This is a genomic window from Prescottella equi, assembly GCF_020171745.1.
Taxonomy (GTDB): domain Bacteria; phylum Actinomycetota; class Actinomycetes; order Mycobacteriales; family Mycobacteriaceae; genus Prescottella; species Prescottella equi_A.
Genome location: NZ_JAIVAH010000004.1, coordinates 1 through 20,334, shown reverse-complemented (window position 1 = coordinate 20,334; position 20,334 = coordinate 1). Strand labels below are relative to the sequence as shown.

The window sequence follows — 20,334 nt, the reverse complement described above, 5'->3', positions numbered from 1 at the left end:
CGGAATATTCCGCGTGGCGCCCCGGTTCGTGGCATATAGTTGAAACTTGAAATACTTTGGAGGTAGGGCATGCAGTTCGGAATCTTCACCGTCGGCGACGTGACCGCGGACCCCACGACCGGTCGGACCCCGACCGAGGCCGAGCGAATCAAGGCGATGGTCGCGATCGCGGAGAAGGCCGAGGAGGTGGGCCTCGACGTGTTCGCCACAGGTGAGCACCACAATCCGCCGTTCGTGCCGTCGTCGCCGACGACGATGCTCGGCTACATCGCCGCGCGCACCGAGCGCATCGTGCTCTCGACGTCGACGACGCTCATCACCACCAACGATCCGGTGAAGATCGCCGAGGACTTCGCGATGCTCCAGCACCTGGCCGACGGTCGGGTCGACCTCATGCTGGGCCGCGGCAACACCGGGCCCGTCTATCCGTGGTTCGGCAAGGACATCCGCGAGGGCATCCCGCTGGCGATCGAGAACTACGCCCTGCTGCACAAGCTGTGGCGCGAGGACGTCGTGAACTGGCAGGGGCGTTTCCGCACCCCGCTGCAGGGCTTCACGTCGACGCCCCGTCCGCTCGACGACGTCCCGCCGTTCGTGTGGCACGGCTCGATTCGCAGTCCCGAGATCGCCGAGCAGGCCGCGTACTACGGCGACGGCTTCTTCGCGAACAACATCTTCTGGCCCAAGGAACACTTCATCCAGCTGATCGACCTGTATCGCCGGCGCTACGAGCACTACGGGCACGGCTCGGCCGACCAGGCGATCGTCGGACTCGGTGGGCAGGTGTTCATGCGGAAGAACTCGCAGGACGCCGTCCGCGAGTTCCGCCCCTACTTCGACAACGCGCCCGTCTACGGCCACGGCCCGTCGCTCGAGGAGTTCACCGAGCAGACGCCGCTGACCGTCGGCAGCCCGCAGGAGGTCATCGACAAGACCCTCACGTTCCGGGAGAGCTTCGGCGACTACCAGCGTCAGCTGTTCCTCATGGATCATGCCGGTCTGCCGCTGAAGACCGTCCTCGAGCAGCTCGACCTGCTCGGCGAGGAGGTCGTGCCGGTGCTCCGGCGCGAGATGGACGCGATGCGTCCCGCGCACGTGCCGGAGGCGCCCACGCACGCGAGCCTGCGGGCGAACCGCCTGGTGCGCACCTCAACTGACTCCTGAGTAAGATTCCCGCAAGAAGGTCGACAGGGCAGGGGAGAGTCGTGCGGGAATCGAACTGGGGATCGCGGCTGAACACGTCGCTGCGCAATGCGTGGGGGCTGACGTTCGGAGGCGGCGTCGCGCCGGTGGAGCGGACGCCGTCCGTGCTGGTGCATCGCGAACCGCATCGGGACCTGCACCGCTACGGGGTCCGCAGCACCGGGGCGCCGGTACTGCTGGTGCCGCCGCTCGCGGTTCCGCGCCACTGCTACGACCTGCGCCCCGGGCAGTCGCTCGTCGCGCACCTCGCCGACTCCGGGCACACGCCGTACGTCGTCGACTACGGGACCATCGGCTACGCCGACCGGAACCTCGGGTTCGAGGACTGGATCGACGACATCGTCCCGGGCGCGCTGCGGCGGGTGAGCGCCCTGCACGGCGGCGTCCCCGTCGACGTCGTCGGCTGGAGCCTCGGCGGAACCATCTCGCTGCTCACCGCGTCGGCGCATCCGGACCTGCCGATCGCGTCGGTCACCGCGCTCGGCACGCCGATCGACTACTCGTTGATCCCGACGATGGCCGTCGCGCAGACCGTCGGCCGGGTCACCGGGCACCGCCCCGTCACCGAACTGACGCGACTGATGGGCGGGCTGCCGGCGCCGCTGGTCCAGATCGCCTACCGGGCCACCGCGCCGCAGCGGGAGTTGCTCAAGCCGTGGTTCATCGCGAACAACCTGCACGACACCGAGACCCTGGCGCGGATGGAGGCCATCGACCGGTTCATGGCCGAGATGCCCGGCTACCCGGCGCGCCTGTTCTATCAGATGGCCGAGGAGTTGGTGCTCGGCAACGGTCTGCGCGACGGCCGGATCACCCTGGGCGGCAGGACGATCAAGCTCGCCGAACTGGCCGTTCCGGTGCTCGCGGTCGGCGGCACCGGCGATGTCATCGCGACCGCCGACTCGGTCGGCGCGATCGTCGACGTCCTGACCGGTTCGCCGTCGGTTCGGTTCGAGACGGCACCCGGCAGCCACCTGGGCCTGCTCGCCGGCCCCGGTGCGAGGGACACCACGTGGCGGCACGTCGACGCGTTCCTCGGCGAGCGCGTCGACGCCTGACGGTCAGTCGTCGAGCAGCACGCGGCGGCTCGCCGCGATCGGGCTCTGCGCGGTGAGGCCGCCGTCGAGCACGAGCGTCTGCCCGCTCATGTAGCGCGATTCGTCGGACGCGAGATACACCATCGCCCAACCGATGTCGTCGGGTTCGCCGATGAGGTCCAGGGCGTTGTGATCGCGGATGTCCGCAATGACGTCCGACGGCAGGTTGTCGCGCAGGGCGGGCGTCATGATCGCGCCGGGCGCGATGGCGTTGCAGCGCACGTTGTGCCGGCCGTACTGGGTGGCGACGTACTGGGTCAGGCGGATCACCGCCGCCTTCGAGGCCCCGTACGCGCACTGCAGCACGTCGCCGGTCAGGCCCGCGACCGACACGGTGTTGACGATCGACCCGCCACCCGCCTCGATCAGGTGCGGCAGTGCCAGGCGGGACGCGACGACGGTGCTGCGCGCGTTGAGTGCCATCGCCCGGTCCCACTCGGCCAGGTCCATTCGGAGCAGATCCAGGTCGGTGCGCGGATTGCTGCCGCCAACGTGATTGCACAGGACGTCGAGCCCGCCGAACTCCGCGACCGCCCGATCGATCATCGCGGCCACCGACTTCTCGTCCATCACGTCGACCGCGATGCCCACGGCACGCCCGCCCTCGAGTCCGATCTGCTCGGCCGCCTCACCTGCGGCGTCCGCGTCGAGGTCGGCGATCAGCACGCGCGCGCCCTCGGCGGCCATCAGGCCCGCTGCCGCCCGTCCGATGCCGCTCGCGGCGCCGGTGATCACGACCTTCTTGTCGACCAGCCGGTTCATGGTGATCCCTTCGTCGGGTGTCCCCATCCGATACCAGTGTGGGCCTGTCGGGCCGACGGCCGCGCCCTTCCCGCCGTCGAGGACACTTGTCCTCATGCTCTCCGCCGAAAACCTGTTCAGCCTCATGCGCCGATTCCCTGACGTCGAGGCCCCCAACCTGTTCGCCGTCGACGCAGCGGACCGGTTGATCCTCGACGAGGCGGCGGAGGCCCTGACGTCGGCTCCGGCGGGGTCGGTGTCCGTGATCGGTGATCACTACGGCGCGCTCACGCTGGGCGCCGCGGTGCGGTTCGGGGCGACCGGGATCCGGGTGCATCAGGATTCGATCACCGGGGAACGTGCGCTCGCGAACAATGCGTCCACGTTCGAACTGTCCGGCAGCTACCGATCGTGCGGCCTGGGCGAGGAGCTGTTGGTCGGAGCCCGTGTCGTTCTGCTGCAGCTGCCCCGCAGCCTCGACGAACTCGACGAGATCGCCGACGCCGTCGCGCGCCACGCCGATCCCGACGTGGTCGTGTTCGCCGGCGGACGCGAGAAGCACATCACCCAGACGATGAACGAGGTGCTGGCCCGGTCCTTCGTCAACGTCCGCGCCAGCCGCGGTCGGCAGAAGTCGCGCGTGCTGATCGCGGACACGCCGCGGGAGATCTCTCCGGAAGCGCGGTTCCCGATCTCCGGGTATCTCGACGAACTGGACCTCGACGTCTTCGCGCACGGTGCGGTATTCGCCGGCACCAAGCTCGACATCGGCACCCGCTACCTGCTCGAGTTCATGCCGCGCGCGATGCCCGACGCACGATCCGCGGTGGACCTCGGCTGCGGCACCGGCATCCTGGCCGTCGCCCTCGCGTCGTGGCGCCCCGAGATCGAGGTCGTCGCGACCGACCAGTCCGCTGCAGCGGTCGCGTCCGCAGAGGCGACCGCCCGTGCCGCGGGTGTCGGCGACCGGGTGCGCGGACTTCGCGACGACGCCATGAAGTCTCTACCGGATGCCAGCGTCGACCTGATCGTCTGCAACCCGCCGTTCCATGTGGGCGCTGCGGTTCATACCGGAGCTGCGACGAAGATGTTCACCGAGGCCGGACGCGTCCTGCGCCCCGGCGGCGAGATGTGGACCGTGTTCAACTCGCATCTGGAATACAAGAGCGCGTTGACGCGCGCGGTGGGCCGCACGGAGGTGGCCGGGCGCAACCCGAAGTTCACCGTCACGCGGTCCGTGCGCGCAGTGTAGCCGCTACTGGACGGGTCCGCCGCCCGCCTCATCGCCGTCGACCTGTCCGTGATGCAGGCCGACGTCCTCGACGATGACGCCGTCGATGATCTCGGCCCCCTGGAGTTCGTCGGGGTCCTCGGCGTACTCACGTTCGCCACCGGACGGCGGCACGTCGGGTTCCTCCTCGGCAAGTCGCTGGTCGAGGCTCTCGCCCTGCTCGGCCTCGCGCAGGGTGGTGCCGAACCGGTCCGCCTCGCTCCAGTGGTCCGGCGGATCCACGACGTCGTCGCCGTCCTGGTTGCGGACCTCGTCCGAATCGAGGCTCTCGCTGACGTCCAGAGTGTCGTCTGGTCCTTCTTCGATGCCCATGACTTCATTCTGTTCCGGATCGCCAATTCGCGCTGGATTGTGGTCGTCGACGATACGGTTGATCAGGCGCTCGGATGGCACGTGATTGCGCGCGCCCGGTAAGGTCCGAATTGTCCAAGTCATCTTCGTGGTGTGGGAACTTTCCCTCCCGTGCGGTGCGTTCTATGGACAACGACGCCGGTCGAACCCGGCCGAACTCGAGCCCGACCCGCTCGACAGACGACCACGAGAAGGGATGTGCACGGTGCGCACCACCAGCAACCCGGTGTTCAAGAACCTGCCCAAACAGGAGGGCACGGGCTACGCCACGTTCGGATCGGCGCAGGCAGGTGCCGCGCAGGTCACCCAGGAGTACGGCCAGCAGTACGGCGCTCCCGAGCAGTACCAGCAGACCACGCAGCGGGCGATGACGATCGACGACGTCGTCACCAAGACCGCGATCACGCTCGGTGTGCTCACCGTGTCGGCGATCATCTCGTACTTCCTCGTCGACGGAAACACCGACCTCGCGGCCCCGTTCGTCATCGGTGGCGGTCTCATCGGCTTCGTGCTGGTGATGGTCGCGTCGTTCGGCCGCAAGATGGACAACCCGGCGATCGTGCTCGCCTACGCCGCGTGTGAGGGCGTGTTCCTCGGCGCGCTGTCGTTCATGTTCACCGAGGTCGAATTCGGTGGTGTCGGCGGCTCGGCCCTGATCGGCCAGGCCATCCTCGGCACGTTCGGCGTGTTCTTCGGCATGCTGGTCGTCTACAAGACCGGCGCCATCCGCGTCACGCCGCGCCTGACCCGCATGATCATCGGCGGCCTCATCGGCGTCATGGTCCTCATGATCGGCAACCTGATCGCCAGCTTCTTCACCGACGGCGGCTTCGGCCTGCGCGACGGCGGCACGGTCGCGATCGTCTTCAGCCTCGTCTGCATCGCGCTCGCCGCGTTCAGCTTCCTGCTGGACTTCGACGCTGCCGACCAGCTGATCCGCGCCCAGGCGCCGGAGAAGGCCGCGTGGGGCGTCGCCCTCGGCCTGACCGTCACCCTGGTCTGGCTGTACGTCGAGATCCTGCGCCTGCTGAGCTACTTCAACAACGACTAGTCTCGCGCCAGACGAAACGGGCGGCCACCGCATCTGCGGTGGCCGCCCGTTCGCGGTTCAGCTGAGGATCAGCTCAGGCGCTCGAGCACCATCGCCATGCCCTGGCCGCCGCCGACACACATGGTCTCGACACCGAACTGCTTGTCGTACGTCTGCAGGTTGTTGAGCAGCGTCGCGGTGATGCGGGCGCCGGTCATACCGAACGGGTGGCCGATGGCGATGGAGCCACCGGAGACGTTCAGCTTGTCCTCGTCGATGTTCAGCGCGCGGGCCGAGCCCAGCACCTGCACCGCGAAGGCCTCGTTGATCTCGAACAGGTCGATGTCGCTGACCGACTTGCCGGCGAGGGCGAGCGCCTTCTTGGTGGCCTCGATCGGGCCCAGGCCCATGATCTCGGGGGACAGGCCGGAGACGGCGGTCGACACGACGCGCGCGAGCGGGGTCAGGCCCAGCGCCTTGGCCTTGGTGTCGCTCATGATGACGAGCGCGGCAGCACCGTCGTTGAGCGGGCAGCAGTTGCCGGCGTTGATGGTGCCGTCGGGGCGGAAGACCGGCTTCAGCTGGCTGACGGCCTCGTAGGTGACGCCGGCACGCGGGCCGTCGTCGGTGCTGACGACGGTGCCGTCGGCCAGGGTGACCGGGGTGATCTCACGCTCGAAGAAGCCGGCCTTGATGGCCTCCTCCGCGCGGTTCTGCGAGCGGACGCCCCAGCGGTCCTGGTCCTCGCGGGTGATGCCGGTCAGCTGCGCGACGTTCTCGGCGGTCTGGCCCATCGCGATGTACGCGTCGGGGACGATGCCGTTCTCACGCGGGTCGCTCCACTGCACGCCACCCTGTGCGGCGACGGCGGTGCGCTCCATGGCCTCGGCGAAGAACGGGTTCTTCGTGTCCGGCAGCGAGTCCGAGTTGCCGGCCGCGAAGCTCGACACCGACTCGACACCGGCGGAGATGAACACGTCACCCTCGCCGGCCTTGATCGCGTGCAGTGCCATACGGGTGGTCTGCAACGACGACGAGCAGTAGCGGGTGATCGTGGTGCCGGGGAGGGTGTCGTAGCCGAGCTTGATGGCGACGATGCGACCCATGTTGAAGCCGGCCTTGCCACCGGGCAGACCGCTGCCCAGCATCAGGTCGTCGATCTCGGTGGGATCGAGCTCGGGAACCTTGGCGATCGCCGCGGCAACCATCTGAGCTGCCAGATCGTCCGGGCGCATGCTGGCCAGCGAGCCCTTGACGGCGCGGCCGATGGGCGAGCGGGCAACGGAGACAATGACTGCCTCGGGCATGGAAACTCCTTCGTACGGTGGTCTCTTCGCCCTTGAACTTACGTTGCCGGGGCGGCATCACCACCTCGCCGTCTCCCGAACGGTGTCCGGAGCGGGTCTCGAAGCATGTTTCCAGGGGGTGCCGGGGCGTCGACCTGCGAGAACGAACCGGCTTCTGGAACGTGTTCGGGGCGGCCGCGTGACGAAGGTCCGTCCCACTCAGCGAGAGCCCGCATCAGGGCCGGAGCGAGGCGTTCGGCGGCCAGGCGGTAGCCCGCCGCGGACGGGTGGTAGTGGTCGTCGGACAGCATCGTCGTGGGGTCCTCGAGGAATCGGGACGCGAGCAGACGGCCGATCGGGACGGGATGGCCACCGCTCGCTCGGGTGGCCGCGGCCTGCAGTCGCGCCAACTGCATCCCCCAGCCGTGGGCGAGGGCCCGCAGCGGTTGCGGGATCGCGGTGATCACCCCCAGATCGGGGCACGTGCCGACGACCACGACGGCGCCGGCGTCCCGCAGCCGTGACACCACCCTGCCGAGGCGCCGGGCGGAACCGCGCAGCGGCATCCCGGCCGTGACGTCGTTGGCGCCGATCATGATCACCGCGGCGTCGGGTGCGGGACCGGCGACCAGCATCGCGTCGACCTGTCCGGCGAGACCGCGCGACGTGGCTCCCGAGAGCGCCTTGGTGCTGAGCCGGATCCGGGCTCCGGTGCGGTCGGCGAGGTCGCGGGCCAGCAGGACACCGGGGACCTCCTCGGCGAGGTCGCAGCCCAGTCCGGCCGCGGTCGAGTCGCCGAACAACATCAGGTGCAGGTCGACGTCGGTGCCGCGGCGCCACCGCTCGGGGTGCGCACACCCGGCGGTGTAGACGCCGTCGGCCTCCGGGGGCCACCGGCGGGTCGGGACGATCTGACCCCGCGCGAGCCCGGCCTGCCACACGAGATACGTGTAGGCGGCCCAGGAGGCGGTACCCGCACCGGAGCCCGCCAGCAGGGCAGCCGTCCCTGCCTTCGCAGCCGTCCGCCACCGGTCCATCGGACTCACCCTCCGAGAAGCGCGTCGGACTCCTGAATCTAGTCGCCTCGACAAGCTGGAGTCGACGACTCCGGGAACCGTCGGCGCAGGTAATGCCCCCTTCGCGGCACGTGTCCGAATTCGATCTGGAAACATGGGGGCATGCGCATCGCGGATCATGTCGTCGATCTCATCGGCAACACACCTCTGGTCAAGCTGTCCTCGGTCGTCGGCGCGAACTCCGGCCTGGTCGCGGCGAAGGTCGAGTACCTCAATCCGGGCGGTAGCTCGAAGGACCGCATCGCGGTCAAGATGATCGACGCCGCCGAGGCGTCGGGCGAGCTGAAGCCGGGTGGCACCATCGTCGAGCCCACGTCCGGCAACACCGGCGTCGGCCTGGCCCTGGTCGCGCAGAAGCGTGGCTACAAGTGCGTGTTCGTCTGCCCCGACAAGGTCAGCGAGGACAAGCGCAACGTCCTGCGCGCGTACGGTGCCGAGGTCGTGGTGTGCCCCACCGCGGTCGCGCCCGAGCACCCGGACAGCTACTACAACGTCTCCGACCGTCTGGTGAAGGAGATCCCGGGCGCCTGGAAGCCCAACCAGTACGCCAACCCGGGCGGACCCGACAGCCACTACGAGACCACCGGCCCCGAGATCTGGCGGGACACCGACGGCAAGGTGACGCACTTCGTCGCCGGCGTCGGCACGGGCGGCACCATCACCGGCACCGGCCGCTACCTCAAGGAGATCTCGGGCGGCAAGGTCAAGGTCATCGGCGCCGATCCCGAGGGCTCGGTCTACTCGGGCGGCACCGGCCGGCCGTACCTCGTCGAGGGTGTCGGTGAGGACTTCTGGCCCTCCGCGTACGACCCGTCCGTGCCGGACGAGATCATCGCCGTCTCCGACGCCGACTCCTTCGAGATGACCCGGCGCCTCGCCCGCGAGGAGGGCCTGCTGGTCGGCGGTTCGTGCGGCATGGCCGTCGTCGCGGCGCTCAAGGTCGCCGAACGCGACCCGGATGCCGTCGTCGTCGTGCTGCTGCCCGACGGCGGCCGTGGCTACCTGTCGAAGATCTTCAACGACGAGTGGATGGCGTCGTACGGCTTCCTGCGTACCCCGCTCGACGGCGACACCAGCGAGCGGACCGTCGGCGACGTGCTGCGCGGCAAGTCCGGTGAACTGCCGGACCTGGTCCACACACACCCGTCCGAGACGCTGCGCGACGCGATCGAGATCCTCCGCGAGTACGGCGTCTCCCAGATGCCGGTCGTCGGCGCCGAACCGCCGGTCATGGCCGGCGAGGTCGCGGGCAGCGTGTCCGAGCGCGATCTGCTGAGCGCTGTGTTCGAGGGCCGCGCGGCCCTCGCCGACCCGGTCGAGAAGCACATGAGCAAGCCGTTCCCGCTGATCGGCGCGCACGAGCCGGTGTCGTCGGCCACCAAGGCGCTCGGCGAGACCGACGCGCTCATGGTCGTCGACGACGGCAAGCCCGTCGGCGTCATCACCCGCCACGACCTGCTCGGGTTCCTCAGCGCGGGAGCCTGATTGCCCGAATCGTGACGGATTCCCGGTGGACGCCCACCGGGAATTCGTCGTTTCGGGGGGTCGGTTACGCTCGGCGCCATGCATTGGGGGAGAGCAGTGGGGGCTGCCGCATGTCTGGCGGCAGTGGTGGTCACGGGAGCGGCATGCGGGGGAGCGGTCGAGGGGACGCCGCGAGCGCAGAGCATCGCGACACCATCGAGTGGGGCACCAACGACGGGGGCACTAACGACGGGGGCACCGAAAGCGCCGTCGAGCGTGGGCGGTGTGCCGCCGTGCGCGGACATCGGATCGGCCGTCGCCGGAGTGGTGCGGCGCTACGCGCTCGACCCGGCCCCGGCCAAGCCCGGGGCCGGCGGCGCGACGATGTGTTTCTTCATGAAGGACGGGAAGACGGGCGCGGACGATTTCGCGGTCGCCATGGGGGTGTCGGACAAGAGCGCCGACGAGCTGTCCCGGACCCAGGAGTACCTGGCGAAATCGAAGCCGGAACAGCTCGTCGAATCGTCGGCCGCGACGCGCCTGGGCGGGTTCATCTCCGATCCCCTCGGTACGGGTGACCTCGCGCTCGCGATGCCGGGTGTGTTGGTGTCCGTCCACACCGGGGGTGGCGAACAGATGACACGCCAGCAGATGACGGAGGTTCTGGTGGCCGTCGGCAAGGTAATCGCGGGCTGAGCCGAGGACACTCGGCCGCCGGTCGCTAGGCTGGTCGCCATGAGTGAGCAGGGAATCTCCAGCGGTTTCTCCACCAGGGCCATCCACGCCGGTTACGAGCCGGATCCGCAGACCGGTGCGGTCAATGTCCCGATCTACGCCAGCTCCACGTTCGCGCAGGACGGCGTCGGCGGCATGCGCGGCGGGTTCGAGTACGCGCGCACCGGCAACCCGACGCGTCGTCCGCTCGAAGCCAACCTCGCGGCGCTCGAATCGGGCACGTTCGGGCGGGCCTTCGGCTCGGGCATGGCGGCGACGGACTGCGTGCTGCGGTCGCTGCTGCGCCCCGGCGACCACCTGGTGATCCCGAACGACGCCTACGGCGGCACGTTCCGGCTGATCGACAAGGTCTTCACACAGTGGGGAATCGAGTACACCCCGGCGGCGGTGTCCGACGTCGATGCCGTCCGCGCCGCGATCCGGCCGAACACGAAGCTGGTGTGGGTCGAGACCCCGACCAACCCGCTGCTCAACATCGGTGACATCGCCGCGATCTCCGAGGTGGCGCGCGCCGCCGGCGCGAAGCTGGTGGTGGACAACACGTTCGCGTCGCCGTACCTGCAGCAGCCGCTGCAGTTGGGCGCCGACATCGCGCTGCACTCGACGACCAAGTACATCGGCGGACACTCCGACGTCGTCGGTGGCGCGCTCGTGACGAACGACGAGGAACTCGACACCAAGTTCGCGTTCCTGCAGAACGGCGCCGGCGCGGTGCCGGGCCCGTTCGACGCGTTCCTCACGATGCGCGGCATCAAGACGCTCGCGCTGCGCATGGAGCGGCACAGCGACAACGCCGAGAAGATCGTCGACCTGCTCACCGGGCACTCGGCGATCGCTCAGGTCATCTACCCGGGTCTCGAGTCGCATCCGGGCCATGCGGTGGCGGCCAAGCAGATGCGCCGGTTCGGCGGCATGATCTCGGTGCGGTTGAAGGGCGGCCGTCAGGCGGCGCTCGACTTCTGCGCGCGCACACAGATCTTCACGCTCGCCGAGTCGCTCGGCGGCGTCGAGTCGCTGATCGAGCACCCGGGTGCGATGACGCACGCGTCGACGGCCGGGTCCGCGCTCGAGGTTCCCGAGGACCTGGTGCGTCTGTCGGTCGGTATCGAGGACGCGGCGGACCTGCTCGCCGACGTCGAGCAGGCGCTCGGCTGATCCGCCCCTGATCCCGCGTTTCGCGCACTTGTCGTCGCATCCGGCCCACGCCGTTCGACGACAAGTGCGCGAAACGCTGAGGGTTTCCTGAATCCCACCCGCGGCAGTCGGTTTGCCCGTTACCGTGAGTCCTCGGATCAAGTACGACCCCAGGAGCGGTGTATGAAATGGGAGCCCGCAGCCGCCGTTGTGGCTGTCGCAGCAGTAACAGGTGTCGCGTTCCCAGCCGTTGCGAATGCAACACCCGATCAAGCTCCCGAGACGCAACAAGTACCGGCCGCCCTGCAGTCCGCGCCGCAGCTCGTCGAGCCGGTCAACAGCATCGTCGCGCTGCTCCCGCCGGAGATGCGGCAGCAGGCGGCCACCGATCTCGTCCGGGCCATCCCCGCTCTCGAAGCCCCGAAGCCTCCCGTGCCGGATCCGTCCACCGCGGCGGCGCCCGCGCCGGAACCTGCTGCGCCCGAGCCCGCCCCGCCGGTGGCCGCGGCTCCCGCGCCCGTCGTGTCCGCGCCGGCCACGGTCGCGGACACTGCCCCGGTTGCGGCCCCCGCGATCACCCTGCCCGGGATCGGCAGCCTCACGTTGCCGACGCTGCCGGCGATCCTGCCCACCACCAATCTCGGCCAGGTCGGCGCGATCGCGGTGTTCGCGCCGTGGCTGCGTCAGGCCGGCGAGATCTGTGGCGGCGTGAAGGCGCCCACGCTCGCGGCACTGTTCTCGGTGGAGAACGACTTCCGGTACGGCCCCACGGCGCCGGTGTCGCTCGCGGGCGGACGCGGACCGGCCAAGTTCATGCCGAGCGAGTGGGCCAAGTACGGCAAGGACGCCGACGGTGACGGCAACGCCGACATCCTCGGGGTCGCCGACTCCGTCATGGCGGCCGGACACATGTTGTGCGACAACTACGCTCAGGTCGAGGCGTGGAAGAATGACGGGCTCGTCCAGGGCGACACCCTCGACCTCGCGCTGGCCGCCTTCAACGCGGGTACCCGCGCGGTCCGTAAGGCGGGCGGGGTGCCGTCGGGCGCCGACGACGCCGCCGACCAGAGCGGTCCGTACATCCAGAAGATCCGGGCGTCGGAGGGGCAGTTCGAGCAACTGCTCTCGCCGTTCGCGAACTTCAATCTCGACATCAACCTGCCCACCACCGGGATCGGCGGCGCCATCGTCCAACTCGCGATGCGGTACCTGGGCCTGCCGTACGTGTGGGGTGGCGGCAACATCACCGGTCCCACGGCGGGCGGCTTCGACTGCTCGGGGCTGACGTCGTACGCCATCTTCGCCGCCAGCGGTGGCAAGGTGGCGCTGCCGCGGACGTCGGAGACGCAGTGGGCCGTCGGAACCGAGATCCCGATGGCCGCCGCGCAGCCGGGTGACCTGGTGTTCGGCAACTGGCAGGCGGGCGGCCCCGGACACGTCGGCATCTACATGGGCAACGGCATGATGGTGCACGCGCCGACGTTCGGCGACGTGGTCAAGATCGGCCCGGTCTTCGACGGGATGAAGGCGCGCCGGGTGCTGGCCTAGGATCACGAGGGTGAGTGCGACGCCCGATCCCCGTGACCTGACCTCCGCTGCCATCGCCGACCTGCGTGAGTGCGGCCCGTCGACCAACGAGGACTGGACGCGTCGACTCGTCGATGCCGGACACGGTTCGGTACAGGAGATGACCGAGCTCGTCGAACTGCTCGACCATCCCCAGGTGGTGCTGCTCGCGGACGGCCGCAATGCCGTCCTGGACACGCTGCTGGAAGGCCGGGTGTTCACCCATCGACTGTCGGACGGCGAAGTCGCGTCGGGACTGCTGCACGCCGACCCCGATCTGGCACCGCTGGTGTTGCTGGCGATGGCTCACGACGACGGTCCGGTCCGGGTCCTGTTCTCGGACTACGACGCCGACGAGATCGTGGCACTCGGGATCGCGGACGAGGACTTCCCGGACGGCGCCGGACTTCTGTTCGGATCCGAAGCACTGCAGGGCTATTCGTCCGGGGATGTGGTCGCGGTGACGGTCGGTTCCGGTGGGACGCTCGAATTGTCCTCGGTCGGAGCCGATCTCGTCGAGACTCCTGGCATGGCCGACCGGCTCGCCGGGATCGTCGGCGTGGACAGTGCCGACAACCTGGAAACCGTTGCCTGGCAGCTGCTTGCGGACGACGATGCCCTGTTCACGGCGCCGACGGTGCCGCTCGGAGAGCTGATCGAGGCCGCGGGCTACGACCGCGAGGGCGACTATGTCGCGGCGCGCGGGTTCGATTTCGACGCACACCGCCTCGCGTCTCACGTCGCGCTGGTCGGACGCGACCACGAGTTGCACCCGGACGAGGCGGCCGCGGTGGTGTCGTTGGTCCAGCTGGTCGGCATCGTGCACGACGACGAGCTCGGTCTCGACGAGGTCCGTGGCCGGGTCGGTGAAGATGCGGATTCCTTTGTCGGACTCGAGGATCCGGCTGCAGCTGCCGCCGCGCTCGATCTGGTCAACGCGGTCGAGGACGACTACATCCCCGCGCTGTACACGACAGCACTCGCGGTGTCCGGCAGAGGACCGAGGCGAGCCAAGGCGTCGGGTCACTGGCTGGCCGGGATGGCCGCGGACACCCTGGGTGACGTGTTGGAGGCGGAACGCCACTTCGCGGACGCAGCGGCGATGGACGAGGAGTGGACGCCGGCGCTGTTCGAGCTGGCTCAGATCGCGTCCGATCGCGGCGACGCGCAGCGGGGGCTGTCGCTGCTCGGGCGCATCGAGGGCGGCCGGGACGAACGTCTGCACCACGTGCTGACGCGGTTCGCGCCCACCGAGCATCCCGAACTCGGCCGCAACGACCAGTGCTGGTGTGGGTCGGGACGCAAGTACAAGGCGTGTCACCTCGGCAAAGCCGACGCCACGCTCGACGACCGCGCGCACTGGTTGTACGAGAAGGCGACGCTGTACGCGCAGTCGACGATGCTGTTCGACCTGGTTCTGGGGCTGGCGCAGCGTCGGGCCGCGCACTGGGACGATGACGAGGCCGTTGCGCGGGCGTTCGACGAGCCGCTCGTGATCGACACCGCACTGTTCGAGGGCGGCCTGTTCCAACTGTTCGTCGCCCGGCGTGGGGTCCTGCTGCCGGCGGACGAACGCGCACTGGCCGACCGCTGGCTGCAGGTGCGGCGGTCGGTGCACGAGGTGACGGTGGTCGACGGGACGACTGCGACGCTGCGGGATCTCGGCACCGACGAGACGGCCGTCGTCGAGGACGGTGGATGGGCCGTCGGAGATCTGCTGTGCGCGCGGGTCGTGCCGACCGGGGAGCGGACGCAGGTCCTCGGTGGCGCCGAACCGGTCACCCCGGATCAGCGGGACGCGGTGCTCGCCGTGCTGACCGGCGACGCCGTCGAACCCGAGGACGTCATCGACGTTCTGAACTGACCGAGCCCCGGGAACGACCGAACCCCGGGAACGAGCGAACCCCGGTCCGAGCGGAGGCTCGGGCCGGGGTTCGTCGGTGTTCGCGGCTTGATCAGCCGTGGTACGGCTCCGCGCTGATGAGCGTGACCTTCATCAGGCTGCCGTTGGGCAGGGTGTACTCGCGGGTCTCGCCGACCTTCGCGTTCAGCAGCGCGCCACCGAGCGGCGAGTTGGGGGAGTAGACCTCGAGCTTGTTGTCGCGGGCGCCCTCTTCGCGGGTCGCGATGAGGAACGTCTCGGTGTCGGACTCGTCACCGTCGTAGTAGACCTTGACGACCGAGCCGGGCAGCGCGACACCGGACTGCGTGGGGGCCTCGCCGACCTTCGCGTTGTTCAGCAGCTCCTGCAGCTGGCGGATGCGCGCCTCCTGCTGGCCCTGCTCCTCGCGAGCGGCGTGGTAGCCACCGTTCTCCTTGAGGTCGCCCTCTTCGCGACGCTCGTTGATCTCGGCGGCAATGACCGGACGATTGGCGATGAGCTGGTCGAGCTCATTCTTGAGCCTGTCGTGAGACTCCTGAGTAAGCCAGGTCACCTGGGTCTCGGTCATTCTCGATCACTCCCTTGTAGTTGAAGTCCGGGTGGACTCCCTCGGCAGATCGCTGCGAACAGCAGCGATCAACGGGCAGGCCGGCTCTAGTCCGTGGCGAAATCCCCCGGGTACGCCCACCGCGTGAGCAGACTCGTCCTGCCGTCAATGCAGCAATACACGGTTCCGAGTGGAACCGTGTATCGACTTATTTTAGCACGATGAGGGTTTTCGACCGATCGGAACGAAGACCGATCGGTCGCCCGTTCAGCCCGCGTGAAGGTAGTCCGGAACGGTCGTGCTGCATCCGTACAGATCGCCCATAGCGGGCGGCTTGGAGGCGTAGACCGGGGCGGTGATCTCGACGGTGTCCGAATCCGACGGGCCGACGTACACCTCACGGCGGCCGGTCTCCGAGCCGTCCTTGGACCGGGTTCGGATGATGCAGACCGCGGGCTCGGACGGGTTGTCGCGCGTCACGGTGAACTGGATGTTCATGGTCCGGTCGTCGACGATGTCGAACGCGATCTGCTTGCCCTCGACGTCCTTGACCGCGAACTTCGTGTAGCCGATGTACGCGATTCCGATGCCGGCGAGAACGACGAGGCCGGTCATCAGCAGCTTGCCCCACGGCAGCGGACCCGACCGTCGTCGGGCGGTTCCGTAGCGGTCCGGGGATGGGGTACTGCTCATCACTCTGCTCTCGCGCCGTCGGTCAAGGGGGCTGTGCGCGGCCGTCGGAGTCGCCGTTTACCGCGCGTAGCGGGGGTACGACAGACGGTCGTATGTGCCAGGTGGAACTATAGGGGAAGGACGACGGCGCCCCGCGAGTGGTAGCGGTCGGACACTGCAGGTGACACGCCACGACGGTGACACGCGAAGCTGAGGTGAAGACACACGTGAGCGGATTCCGACTCATGGCCGTACATGCCCATCCCGACGACGAGTCGAGCAAGGGTGCTGCGACGATGGCTCGCTACGCCGCGGAGGGCAACGAGGTCCTCGTGGTGACCCTCACCGGTGGTGAGCGGGGCGACATCCTCAACCCGGCGATGGACGTGCCGGGCATCCGGGAGCGGATGACCGAGGTGCGGCAGGAGGAGATGGCCGAGGCCGCCCGCATCCTGGGGGTGCGGCAGACGTGGCTCGGGTTCGTCGACTCCGGCCTGCCGGAGGGCGATCCCAAGCCGCCGCTGCCCGAGGGATGCTTCGCGCTCGAACCGCTCGAGATTCCCACCGAGGCACTGGTCAAGGTGATCCGCGAGTTCCGTCCGCACGTGATGACCACGTACGACGAGAACGGCGGCTACCCGCACCCGGACCACATCAAGTGCCACGAGGTGTCGATGGCCGCCTACGACGCGGCCGGGGATCCGGAGCAGTTCCCGGACGCCGGCGAGCCGTGGGAGGTGCAGAAGGTCTACTACTCGCACGGGTTCATCCGGAAGCGCCTGGTCCAGTTCCAGGAGGAGTACGAGCGCCGCGGTGAGGAATTCCCGATGGCCGAGTGGCTCAAGAAGTGGAAGACCGAACAGGGCGATCTGATGGCCCGGGTCACCACGCAGATCGAGTGCGGCGACTACTTCCCGCAGCGCGACGACGCCCTGCGCGCCCATGCGACCCAGATCGATCCCAACGGGTCCTTCTTCGCGGTGCCGCTCGACATCCAGCAGAAGATCTGGCCGACCGAAGAGTTCGAGTTGGCGAAGACCCGGGTACACACCGCAATCCCGGAGAACGATTTGTTCGCGGGCATCGTGAAGGATGAGCAGCAGTGATGACGACGTTGGCGTGGGAGATCCTCGCTCAGGGAACCAGCACCCCGAGCAGCCCGCAGGGGCCGGAGTTCGGCAAGGCGTCACCGCTCGGTCTGGTGCTCGTCGTGGCGCTGCTGGTCGGCACGGTCCTGTTGATCCGTTCGATGAACAAGCAGCTCAAGAAGCTGCCGGACACGTTCCAGCCGGAGCACCCCGAGGCCGATCAGGCCGCGGACGAGGGCACCGACCGGGGCGCCGCGACGATCGCCGAGGTGACCGAGCCGCAGCAGACGGCCGGGCACAAGTCCGGGGATCCGGGGACCGAGCAGGACCCGCCCGCGAAGCCGGCGAGCTAGGACACTCGTGACCGCGCCGGGGGCACGTGACCGCAACACGCTCGGCGACGCGACCAGCCCGTATCTGCGTCAGCACGCCGACAACCCGGTGCACTGGCACCAGTGGGGGCCGGAGGCGCTGGCGTGGGCGCGGGAGCGTGACGTCCCGATCCTGCTGTCGATCGGCTACGCGGCGTGCCACTGGTGCCACGTCATGGCGCACGAGTCGTTCGAGGATGACGCGACCGCGGCGGTCATGAACGAGCACTTCGTGTGCATCAAGGTGGACCGCGAGGAACGGCCCGACCTCGACGCCGTCTACATGAACGCCACGGTCGCGATGACGGGGCAGGGCGGCTGGCCCATGACCTGCTTCCTCACCCACGACGGCTCACCGTTCTACTGCGGCACCTACTACCCGAAGGAACCGCGCGGCGGGATGCCGTCGTTCACGCAGCTGCTCCACGCCGTCACCGACACGTGGCGGGGTCGTCGGGGTGACGTCGACGACGCGGCCGCGTCGGTGGTGAAGGAGCTGCGGCGCAGCAGCGGCGCGCTGCCCGTCGGCGGCGCGCCGATCGACGTCCCGCTGCTGTCGGGTGCCGTCGCGAGCGTGCTGCGCGAGGAGGACCGCGACCGCGGCGGGTTCGGCGGGGCGCCGAAGTTCCCGCCGTCGATGCTGCTCGAGGGGCTCCTGCGGTCGTACGAGCGCACGTCGGCCGAACCGACGCTCCGTACCGTCGAGCGCACCGCGGAGGCGATGGCGCGCGGTGGCATCTACGACCAGCTCGGTGGCGGCTTCGCCCGCTACTCGGTGGACGCCGAGTGGGTGGTGCCGCACTTCGAGAAGATGCTCTACGACAATGCGCTGCTGGTGCGGTTCTACGCGCACCTCGCCCGCCGGACCGGTTCGCCGCTGGCGCACCGGGTGGCCGAGGAGACCGTCGACTTCCTGCTCCGGGATCTGCGGACCGCGTCGGGTGCGTTCGCGTCGGCGCTCGACGCCGACACCGACGGCGAGGAGGGCCTCACCTACGCGTGGACGCCACAGCAGATTGTCGACGTCGTGGGAGACGGCGACGGGCCGTGGGCTGCCGAGATGTTCGCGGTCACGGACGCGGGCACCTTCGAACGTGGCACCTCGGTGCTGCAGTTGCCAGTCGATCCGGCTCCGGCGGACGCGGATCGGCTGGCCGATGTCCGGTCGCGCCTGCTCGCTGCGCGGACCCGGCGCCCGCAGCCCGGGCGGGACGACAAGGTCGTCACCGCCTGGAACGGGCTGGCGATCACCGCCCTCGCCGAGGCCGGCGCCGCGCTCGGACGTGGTGACTGGGTCGAGGCCGCCGAGGAATGCGCGCACATGGTGCTGTCCACGCACCTCGTGGATGGCCGGCTGCGGCGCGCGTCGCTCGGCGGGTTGGTGGGGGAGCCGGTCGGCATTCTCGAGGACCACGGGGCACTGGCGACGGGCCTGCTGGCACTGCACCAGGCGACCGGCACGGTCGAGTGGCTGGACGCGGCAACGGGCTTGCTGGACGCCGCGATCGAGCACTTCGCCGATCCCGACGAGCCGGGAAGCTGGTTCGACACTGCCGACGACGCCGAGACGCTGGTGACGCGGCCACGCGATCCGCTCGACGGGGCGACGCCGTCCGGTGCGTCGGTGACGACGGAGGCGCTGCTCACGGCCTCCTGCCTGGTGGACGCCGATCGGTCGGCGAAGTATGCGGACGCCGCGGCGGATTCGTTGGATCGTGCCGCGGTGGCCCTGCAGCGTGCGCCGCGATCCGCGGGGCACTGGCTGGCCGTGGCCGAAGCGTTCGTGCGTGGACCCATGCAGATCGCGGTGTCGGAGAACGCGCCGTCCGAGCTGTCCAGGCAGGCACGGGTTCTCGCGCCCGGCGGGGCGGTCGTGGTTGCGGGACGGGCGGATTCGACGCCGCTGCTGGCGGACCGGCCGCAGATCGACGGGGCGCCCGCGGCCTACGTATGCCGGGGCTTCGTGTGCGATCGGCCGGTGACCGAGGTCGACGGTCTGCGGGAACTGCTCCGGGAGCTCTGACGAGCGAAGGCCCGCGCGGTGATCCGCGCGGGCCCTCGTCGAGAGCTGCGTTCTAGCCGCTGATGCTGCTGACGCTGCCGAGCGCCTCGCCGAACAGCGTGCCGATGCCGCTGACGACAACCGTCACCGAGTTGATGATGCCGGCGAGGGCGGCGTCGGCGCTGCCGAGCGGAATCTGGATAGCGGTCTCGATGGAACCCATGTTGAACCTCCGAAATTGGTGCAGGACCGCATCTTCGGCCTGCGAACTGAGGGGGTGCTCCCTAGGGGAGCATGGTCGCCGAGATTACGACTCGGCGGACGCGATCGGGTTTCAGCTGTCGAGGCTGCCGAAGATGCCCGAGAACAGGGCCTTGACGGCGGTGAGTAGGCCGTCCAGGGCGGCAGAGGAATTGTCGAACGCGGTATCGAGCGATCCCATGTGAATCTCCTTGCGTCAGTGCGGTCTGCGCTTCCCGCTACTCGAGCGGTGCGCGGTCTGTCCGCGAGTCGTCCGACTCGTGACGGGTGTGACGCTAGCAATCAGTTGGTATGTTTTGTGGCGATTTCAGAAATTCGTGAAAGCGGTCGATTCCGGGAATCAGTGACGTACCATTCGCGCTCTTTGAGTGCGTGTAGCGCGGTTGTTCGACCGCTGACTGGGCGGGAACAAGTGCAACAAATTCTAAGTCTGTAACGTTCGGGGCAAATGGGGCGATATTACGAATTGTGCCTATTTTCCGTCGGGTCGAAGCCTGGCACCACAAACGCCGTGGGCCCGTGCGTGTCTGCACGGGC

Annotated in this window: 19 protein-coding genes; 12 read left to right on the top strand and 7 right to left on the bottom strand. The window is 68.9% G+C overall.

The genetic code is table 11. The annotated features are described in order from the left end of the window. Nucleotides 1-69 precede the first annotated feature (69 nt). Entirely contained in the window at nucleotides 70-1,164 is a 1,095-nt protein-coding gene (locus LCL87_RS01370; RefSeq protein WP_225015859.1) for an LLM class flavin-dependent oxidoreductase, read from the top strand. Between the two features lie 41 nt (nucleotides 1,165-1,205). Next, nucleotides 1,206-2,261, top strand: a complete 1,056-nt coding sequence (locus tag LCL87_RS01365) for an alpha/beta fold hydrolase (RefSeq protein ID WP_225015857.1) — start codon at nucleotides 1,206-1,208, stop codon at nucleotides 2,259-2,261. Nucleotides 2,262-2,264: 3 nt separating this feature from the next. Here the strand turns inward: LCL87_RS01365 and LCL87_RS01360 are convergent, their stop codons facing one another. Next, nucleotides 2,265-3,062: an SDR family NAD(P)-dependent oxidoreductase gene (locus tag LCL87_RS01360; protein WP_510850683.1), complete on the bottom strand. Its 798-nt coding sequence runs from the start codon at nucleotides 3,060-3,062 to the stop codon at nucleotides 2,265-2,267. Nucleotides 3,063-3,156: 94 nt separating this feature from the next. On the opposite strand from LCL87_RS01360, the gene LCL87_RS01355 reads away from it, so the two are divergent. Further along, nucleotides 3,157-4,293, top strand: a complete 1,137-nt coding sequence (locus LCL87_RS01355; RefSeq protein ID WP_225015847.1) for a methyltransferase — start codon at nucleotides 3,157-3,159, stop codon at nucleotides 4,291-4,293. Nucleotides 4,294-4,296: 3 nt separating this feature from the next. Here the strand turns inward: LCL87_RS01355 and LCL87_RS01350 are convergent, their stop codons facing one another. Beyond that, nucleotides 4,297-4,644, bottom strand: coding sequence for a hypothetical protein (locus LCL87_RS01350; RefSeq protein WP_225015845.1), 348 nt, complete (start codon nucleotides 4,642-4,644; stop codon nucleotides 4,297-4,299). A gap of 244 nt (nucleotides 4,645-4,888) precedes the next feature. On the opposite strand from LCL87_RS01350, the gene LCL87_RS01345 reads away from it, so the two are divergent. Beyond that, entirely contained in the window at nucleotides 4,889-5,734 is an 846-nt protein-coding gene (locus LCL87_RS01345; RefSeq protein ID WP_225015843.1) for a Bax inhibitor-1/YccA family membrane protein, read from the top strand. A gap of 68 nt (nucleotides 5,735-5,802) precedes the next feature. On the opposite strand, the gene LCL87_RS01340 is transcribed toward LCL87_RS01345, so the two are convergent. Next, a complete protein-coding gene (locus LCL87_RS01340) occupies nucleotides 5,803-7,020 on the bottom strand; it encodes an acetyl-CoA C-acetyltransferase (protein WP_225015835.1) in 1,218 nt (405 codons plus the stop codon). A gap of 38 nt (nucleotides 7,021-7,058) precedes the next feature. Beyond that, a complete protein-coding gene (locus tag LCL87_RS01335; RefSeq protein WP_225015834.1) occupies nucleotides 7,059-8,036 on the bottom strand; it encodes an SGNH/GDSL hydrolase family protein in 978 nt (325 codons plus the stop codon). A gap of 141 nt (nucleotides 8,037-8,177) precedes the next feature. On the opposite strand from LCL87_RS01335, the gene LCL87_RS01330 reads away from it, so the two are divergent. The 5 genes from LCL87_RS01330 to LCL87_RS01310 all read left to right on the top strand — a co-directional run bounded on the left by LCL87_RS01330 (nucleotide 8,178) and on the right by LCL87_RS01310 (nucleotide 14,838). After that, entirely contained in the window at nucleotides 8,178-9,560 is a 1,383-nt protein-coding gene (locus tag LCL87_RS01330; protein WP_225015832.1) for a cystathionine beta-synthase, read from the top strand. 264 nt (nucleotides 9,561-9,824) lie between these two features. Then, on the top strand, nucleotides 9,825-10,235 hold the full coding sequence (locus LCL87_RS01325; protein ID WP_225015830.1) for a hypothetical protein: 411 nt from the start codon (nucleotides 9,825-9,827) through the stop codon (nucleotides 10,233-10,235). Between the two features lie 39 nt (nucleotides 10,236-10,274). Beyond that, nucleotides 10,275-11,429, top strand: a complete 1,155-nt coding sequence (locus LCL87_RS01320; RefSeq protein WP_225015828.1) for a cystathionine gamma-synthase — start codon at nucleotides 10,275-10,277, stop codon at nucleotides 11,427-11,429. A gap of 162 nt (nucleotides 11,430-11,591) precedes the next feature. Beyond that, complete coding sequence (locus LCL87_RS01315; protein WP_225015826.1) at nucleotides 11,592-12,956, top strand: bifunctional lytic transglycosylase/C40 family peptidase; 1,365 nt, start codon at nucleotides 11,592-11,594, stop codon at nucleotides 12,954-12,956. A gap of 10 nt (nucleotides 12,957-12,966) precedes the next feature. Next, entirely contained in the window at nucleotides 12,967-14,838 is a 1,872-nt protein-coding gene (locus LCL87_RS01310; RefSeq protein ID WP_225015817.1) for an SEC-C domain-containing protein, read from the top strand. A 91-nt stretch (nucleotides 14,839-14,929) separates the two neighbouring features. Here the strand turns inward: LCL87_RS01310 and greA are convergent, their stop codons facing one another. Both greA and LCL87_RS01300 read right to left on the bottom strand, forming a co-directional pair. After that, on the bottom strand, nucleotides 14,930-15,424 hold the full coding sequence (gene greA / locus LCL87_RS01305; protein WP_005514653.1) for a transcription elongation factor GreA: 495 nt from the start codon (nucleotides 15,422-15,424) through the stop codon (nucleotides 14,930-14,932). A 246-nt stretch (nucleotides 15,425-15,670) separates the two neighbouring features. Next, the gene (locus LCL87_RS01300) at nucleotides 15,671-16,096 is read right to left on the bottom strand and encodes a DUF4307 domain-containing protein (RefSeq protein WP_225015815.1); all 426 of its coding nucleotides are present in this window, start codon (nucleotides 16,094-16,096) and stop codon (nucleotides 15,671-15,673) included. 206 nt (nucleotides 16,097-16,302) lie between these two features. Here LCL87_RS01300 and mca point away from each other — a divergent pair, with 206 nt between their 5' ends. Genes mca through LCL87_RS01285 form a run of 3 tightly spaced genes read left to right on the top strand, consistent with a single transcriptional unit; the run spans nucleotide 16,303 to nucleotide 19,557 of the window. Next, on the top strand, nucleotides 16,303-17,181 hold the full coding sequence (gene mca, locus LCL87_RS01295; RefSeq protein WP_225015813.1) for a mycothiol conjugate amidase Mca: 879 nt from the start codon (nucleotides 16,303-16,305) through the stop codon (nucleotides 17,179-17,181). After that, nucleotides 17,181-17,516, top strand: coding sequence for a hypothetical protein (locus LCL87_RS01290; RefSeq protein WP_225015811.1), 336 nt, complete (start codon nucleotides 17,181-17,183; stop codon nucleotides 17,514-17,516). Before mca ends, LCL87_RS01290 begins: the two co-directional genes overlap by 1 nt. Before the next feature lie 7 nt (nucleotides 17,517-17,523). Continuing rightward, nucleotides 17,524-19,557: a thioredoxin domain-containing protein gene (locus tag LCL87_RS01285; RefSeq protein ID WP_225015809.1), complete on the top strand. Its 2,034-nt coding sequence runs from the start codon at nucleotides 17,524-17,526 to the stop codon at nucleotides 19,555-19,557. 52 nt (nucleotides 19,558-19,609) lie between these two features. Here LCL87_RS01285 and LCL87_RS01280 read toward each other — a convergent pair whose 3' ends face one another. Further along, nucleotides 19,610-19,759 carry a hypothetical protein gene (locus tag LCL87_RS01280; protein ID WP_225015807.1) on the bottom strand — a complete coding sequence of 50 codons (150 nt, stop codon included), beginning with the start codon at nucleotides 19,757-19,759 and terminating at the stop codon, nucleotides 19,610-19,612. Nucleotides 19,760-20,334 lie beyond the last annotated feature (575 nt).

Bases quoted from the DNA above. Each gene is read 5' to 3' on its own strand.
- LCL87_RS01370 (WP_225015859.1), top strand. From the start codon at position 70: ATGCAGTTCGGAATCTTCACCGTCGGCGACGTGACCGCGGACCCCACG.
- LCL87_RS01360 (WP_510850683.1), bottom strand. From the start codon at position 3,062: ATGAACCGGCTGGTCGACAAGAAGGTCGTGATCACCGGCGCCGCGAGC.
- LCL87_RS01355 (WP_225015847.1), top strand. From the start codon at position 3,157: ATGCTCTCCGCCGAAAACCTGTTCAGCCTCATGCGCCGATTCCCTGAC.
- LCL87_RS01350 (WP_225015845.1), bottom strand. From the start codon at position 4,644: ATGGGCATCGAAGAAGGACCAGACGACACTCTGGACGTCAGCGAGAGC.
- LCL87_RS01340 (WP_225015835.1), bottom strand. From the start codon at position 7,020: ATGCCCGAGGCAGTCATTGTCTCCGTTGCCCGCTCGCCCATCGGCCGC.
- LCL87_RS01335 (WP_225015834.1), bottom strand. From the start codon at position 8,036: ATGGACCGGTGGCGGACGGCTGCGAAGGCAGGGACGGCTGCCCTGCTG.
- LCL87_RS01330 (WP_225015832.1), top strand. From the start codon at position 8,178: ATGCGCATCGCGGATCATGTCGTCGATCTCATCGGCAACACACCTCTG.
- LCL87_RS01320 (WP_225015828.1), top strand. From the start codon at position 10,275: ATGAGTGAGCAGGGAATCTCCAGCGGTTTCTCCACCAGGGCCATCCAC.
- LCL87_RS01315 (WP_225015826.1), top strand. From the start codon at position 11,592: ATGAAATGGGAGCCCGCAGCCGCCGTTGTGGCTGTCGCAGCAGTAACA.
- greA (WP_005514653.1), bottom strand. From the start codon at position 15,424: ATGACCGAGACCCAGGTGACCTGGCTTACTCAGGAGTCTCACGACAGG.
- LCL87_RS01300 (WP_225015815.1), bottom strand. From the start codon at position 16,096: ATGAGCAGTACCCCATCCCCGGACCGCTACGGAACCGCCCGACGACGG.
- LCL87_RS01290 (WP_225015811.1), top strand. From the start codon at position 17,181: ATGACGACGTTGGCGTGGGAGATCCTCGCTCAGGGAACCAGCACCCCG.
- LCL87_RS01280 (WP_225015807.1), bottom strand. From the start codon at position 19,759: ATGGGTTCCATCGAGACCGCTATCCAGATTCCGCTCGGCAGCGCCGAC.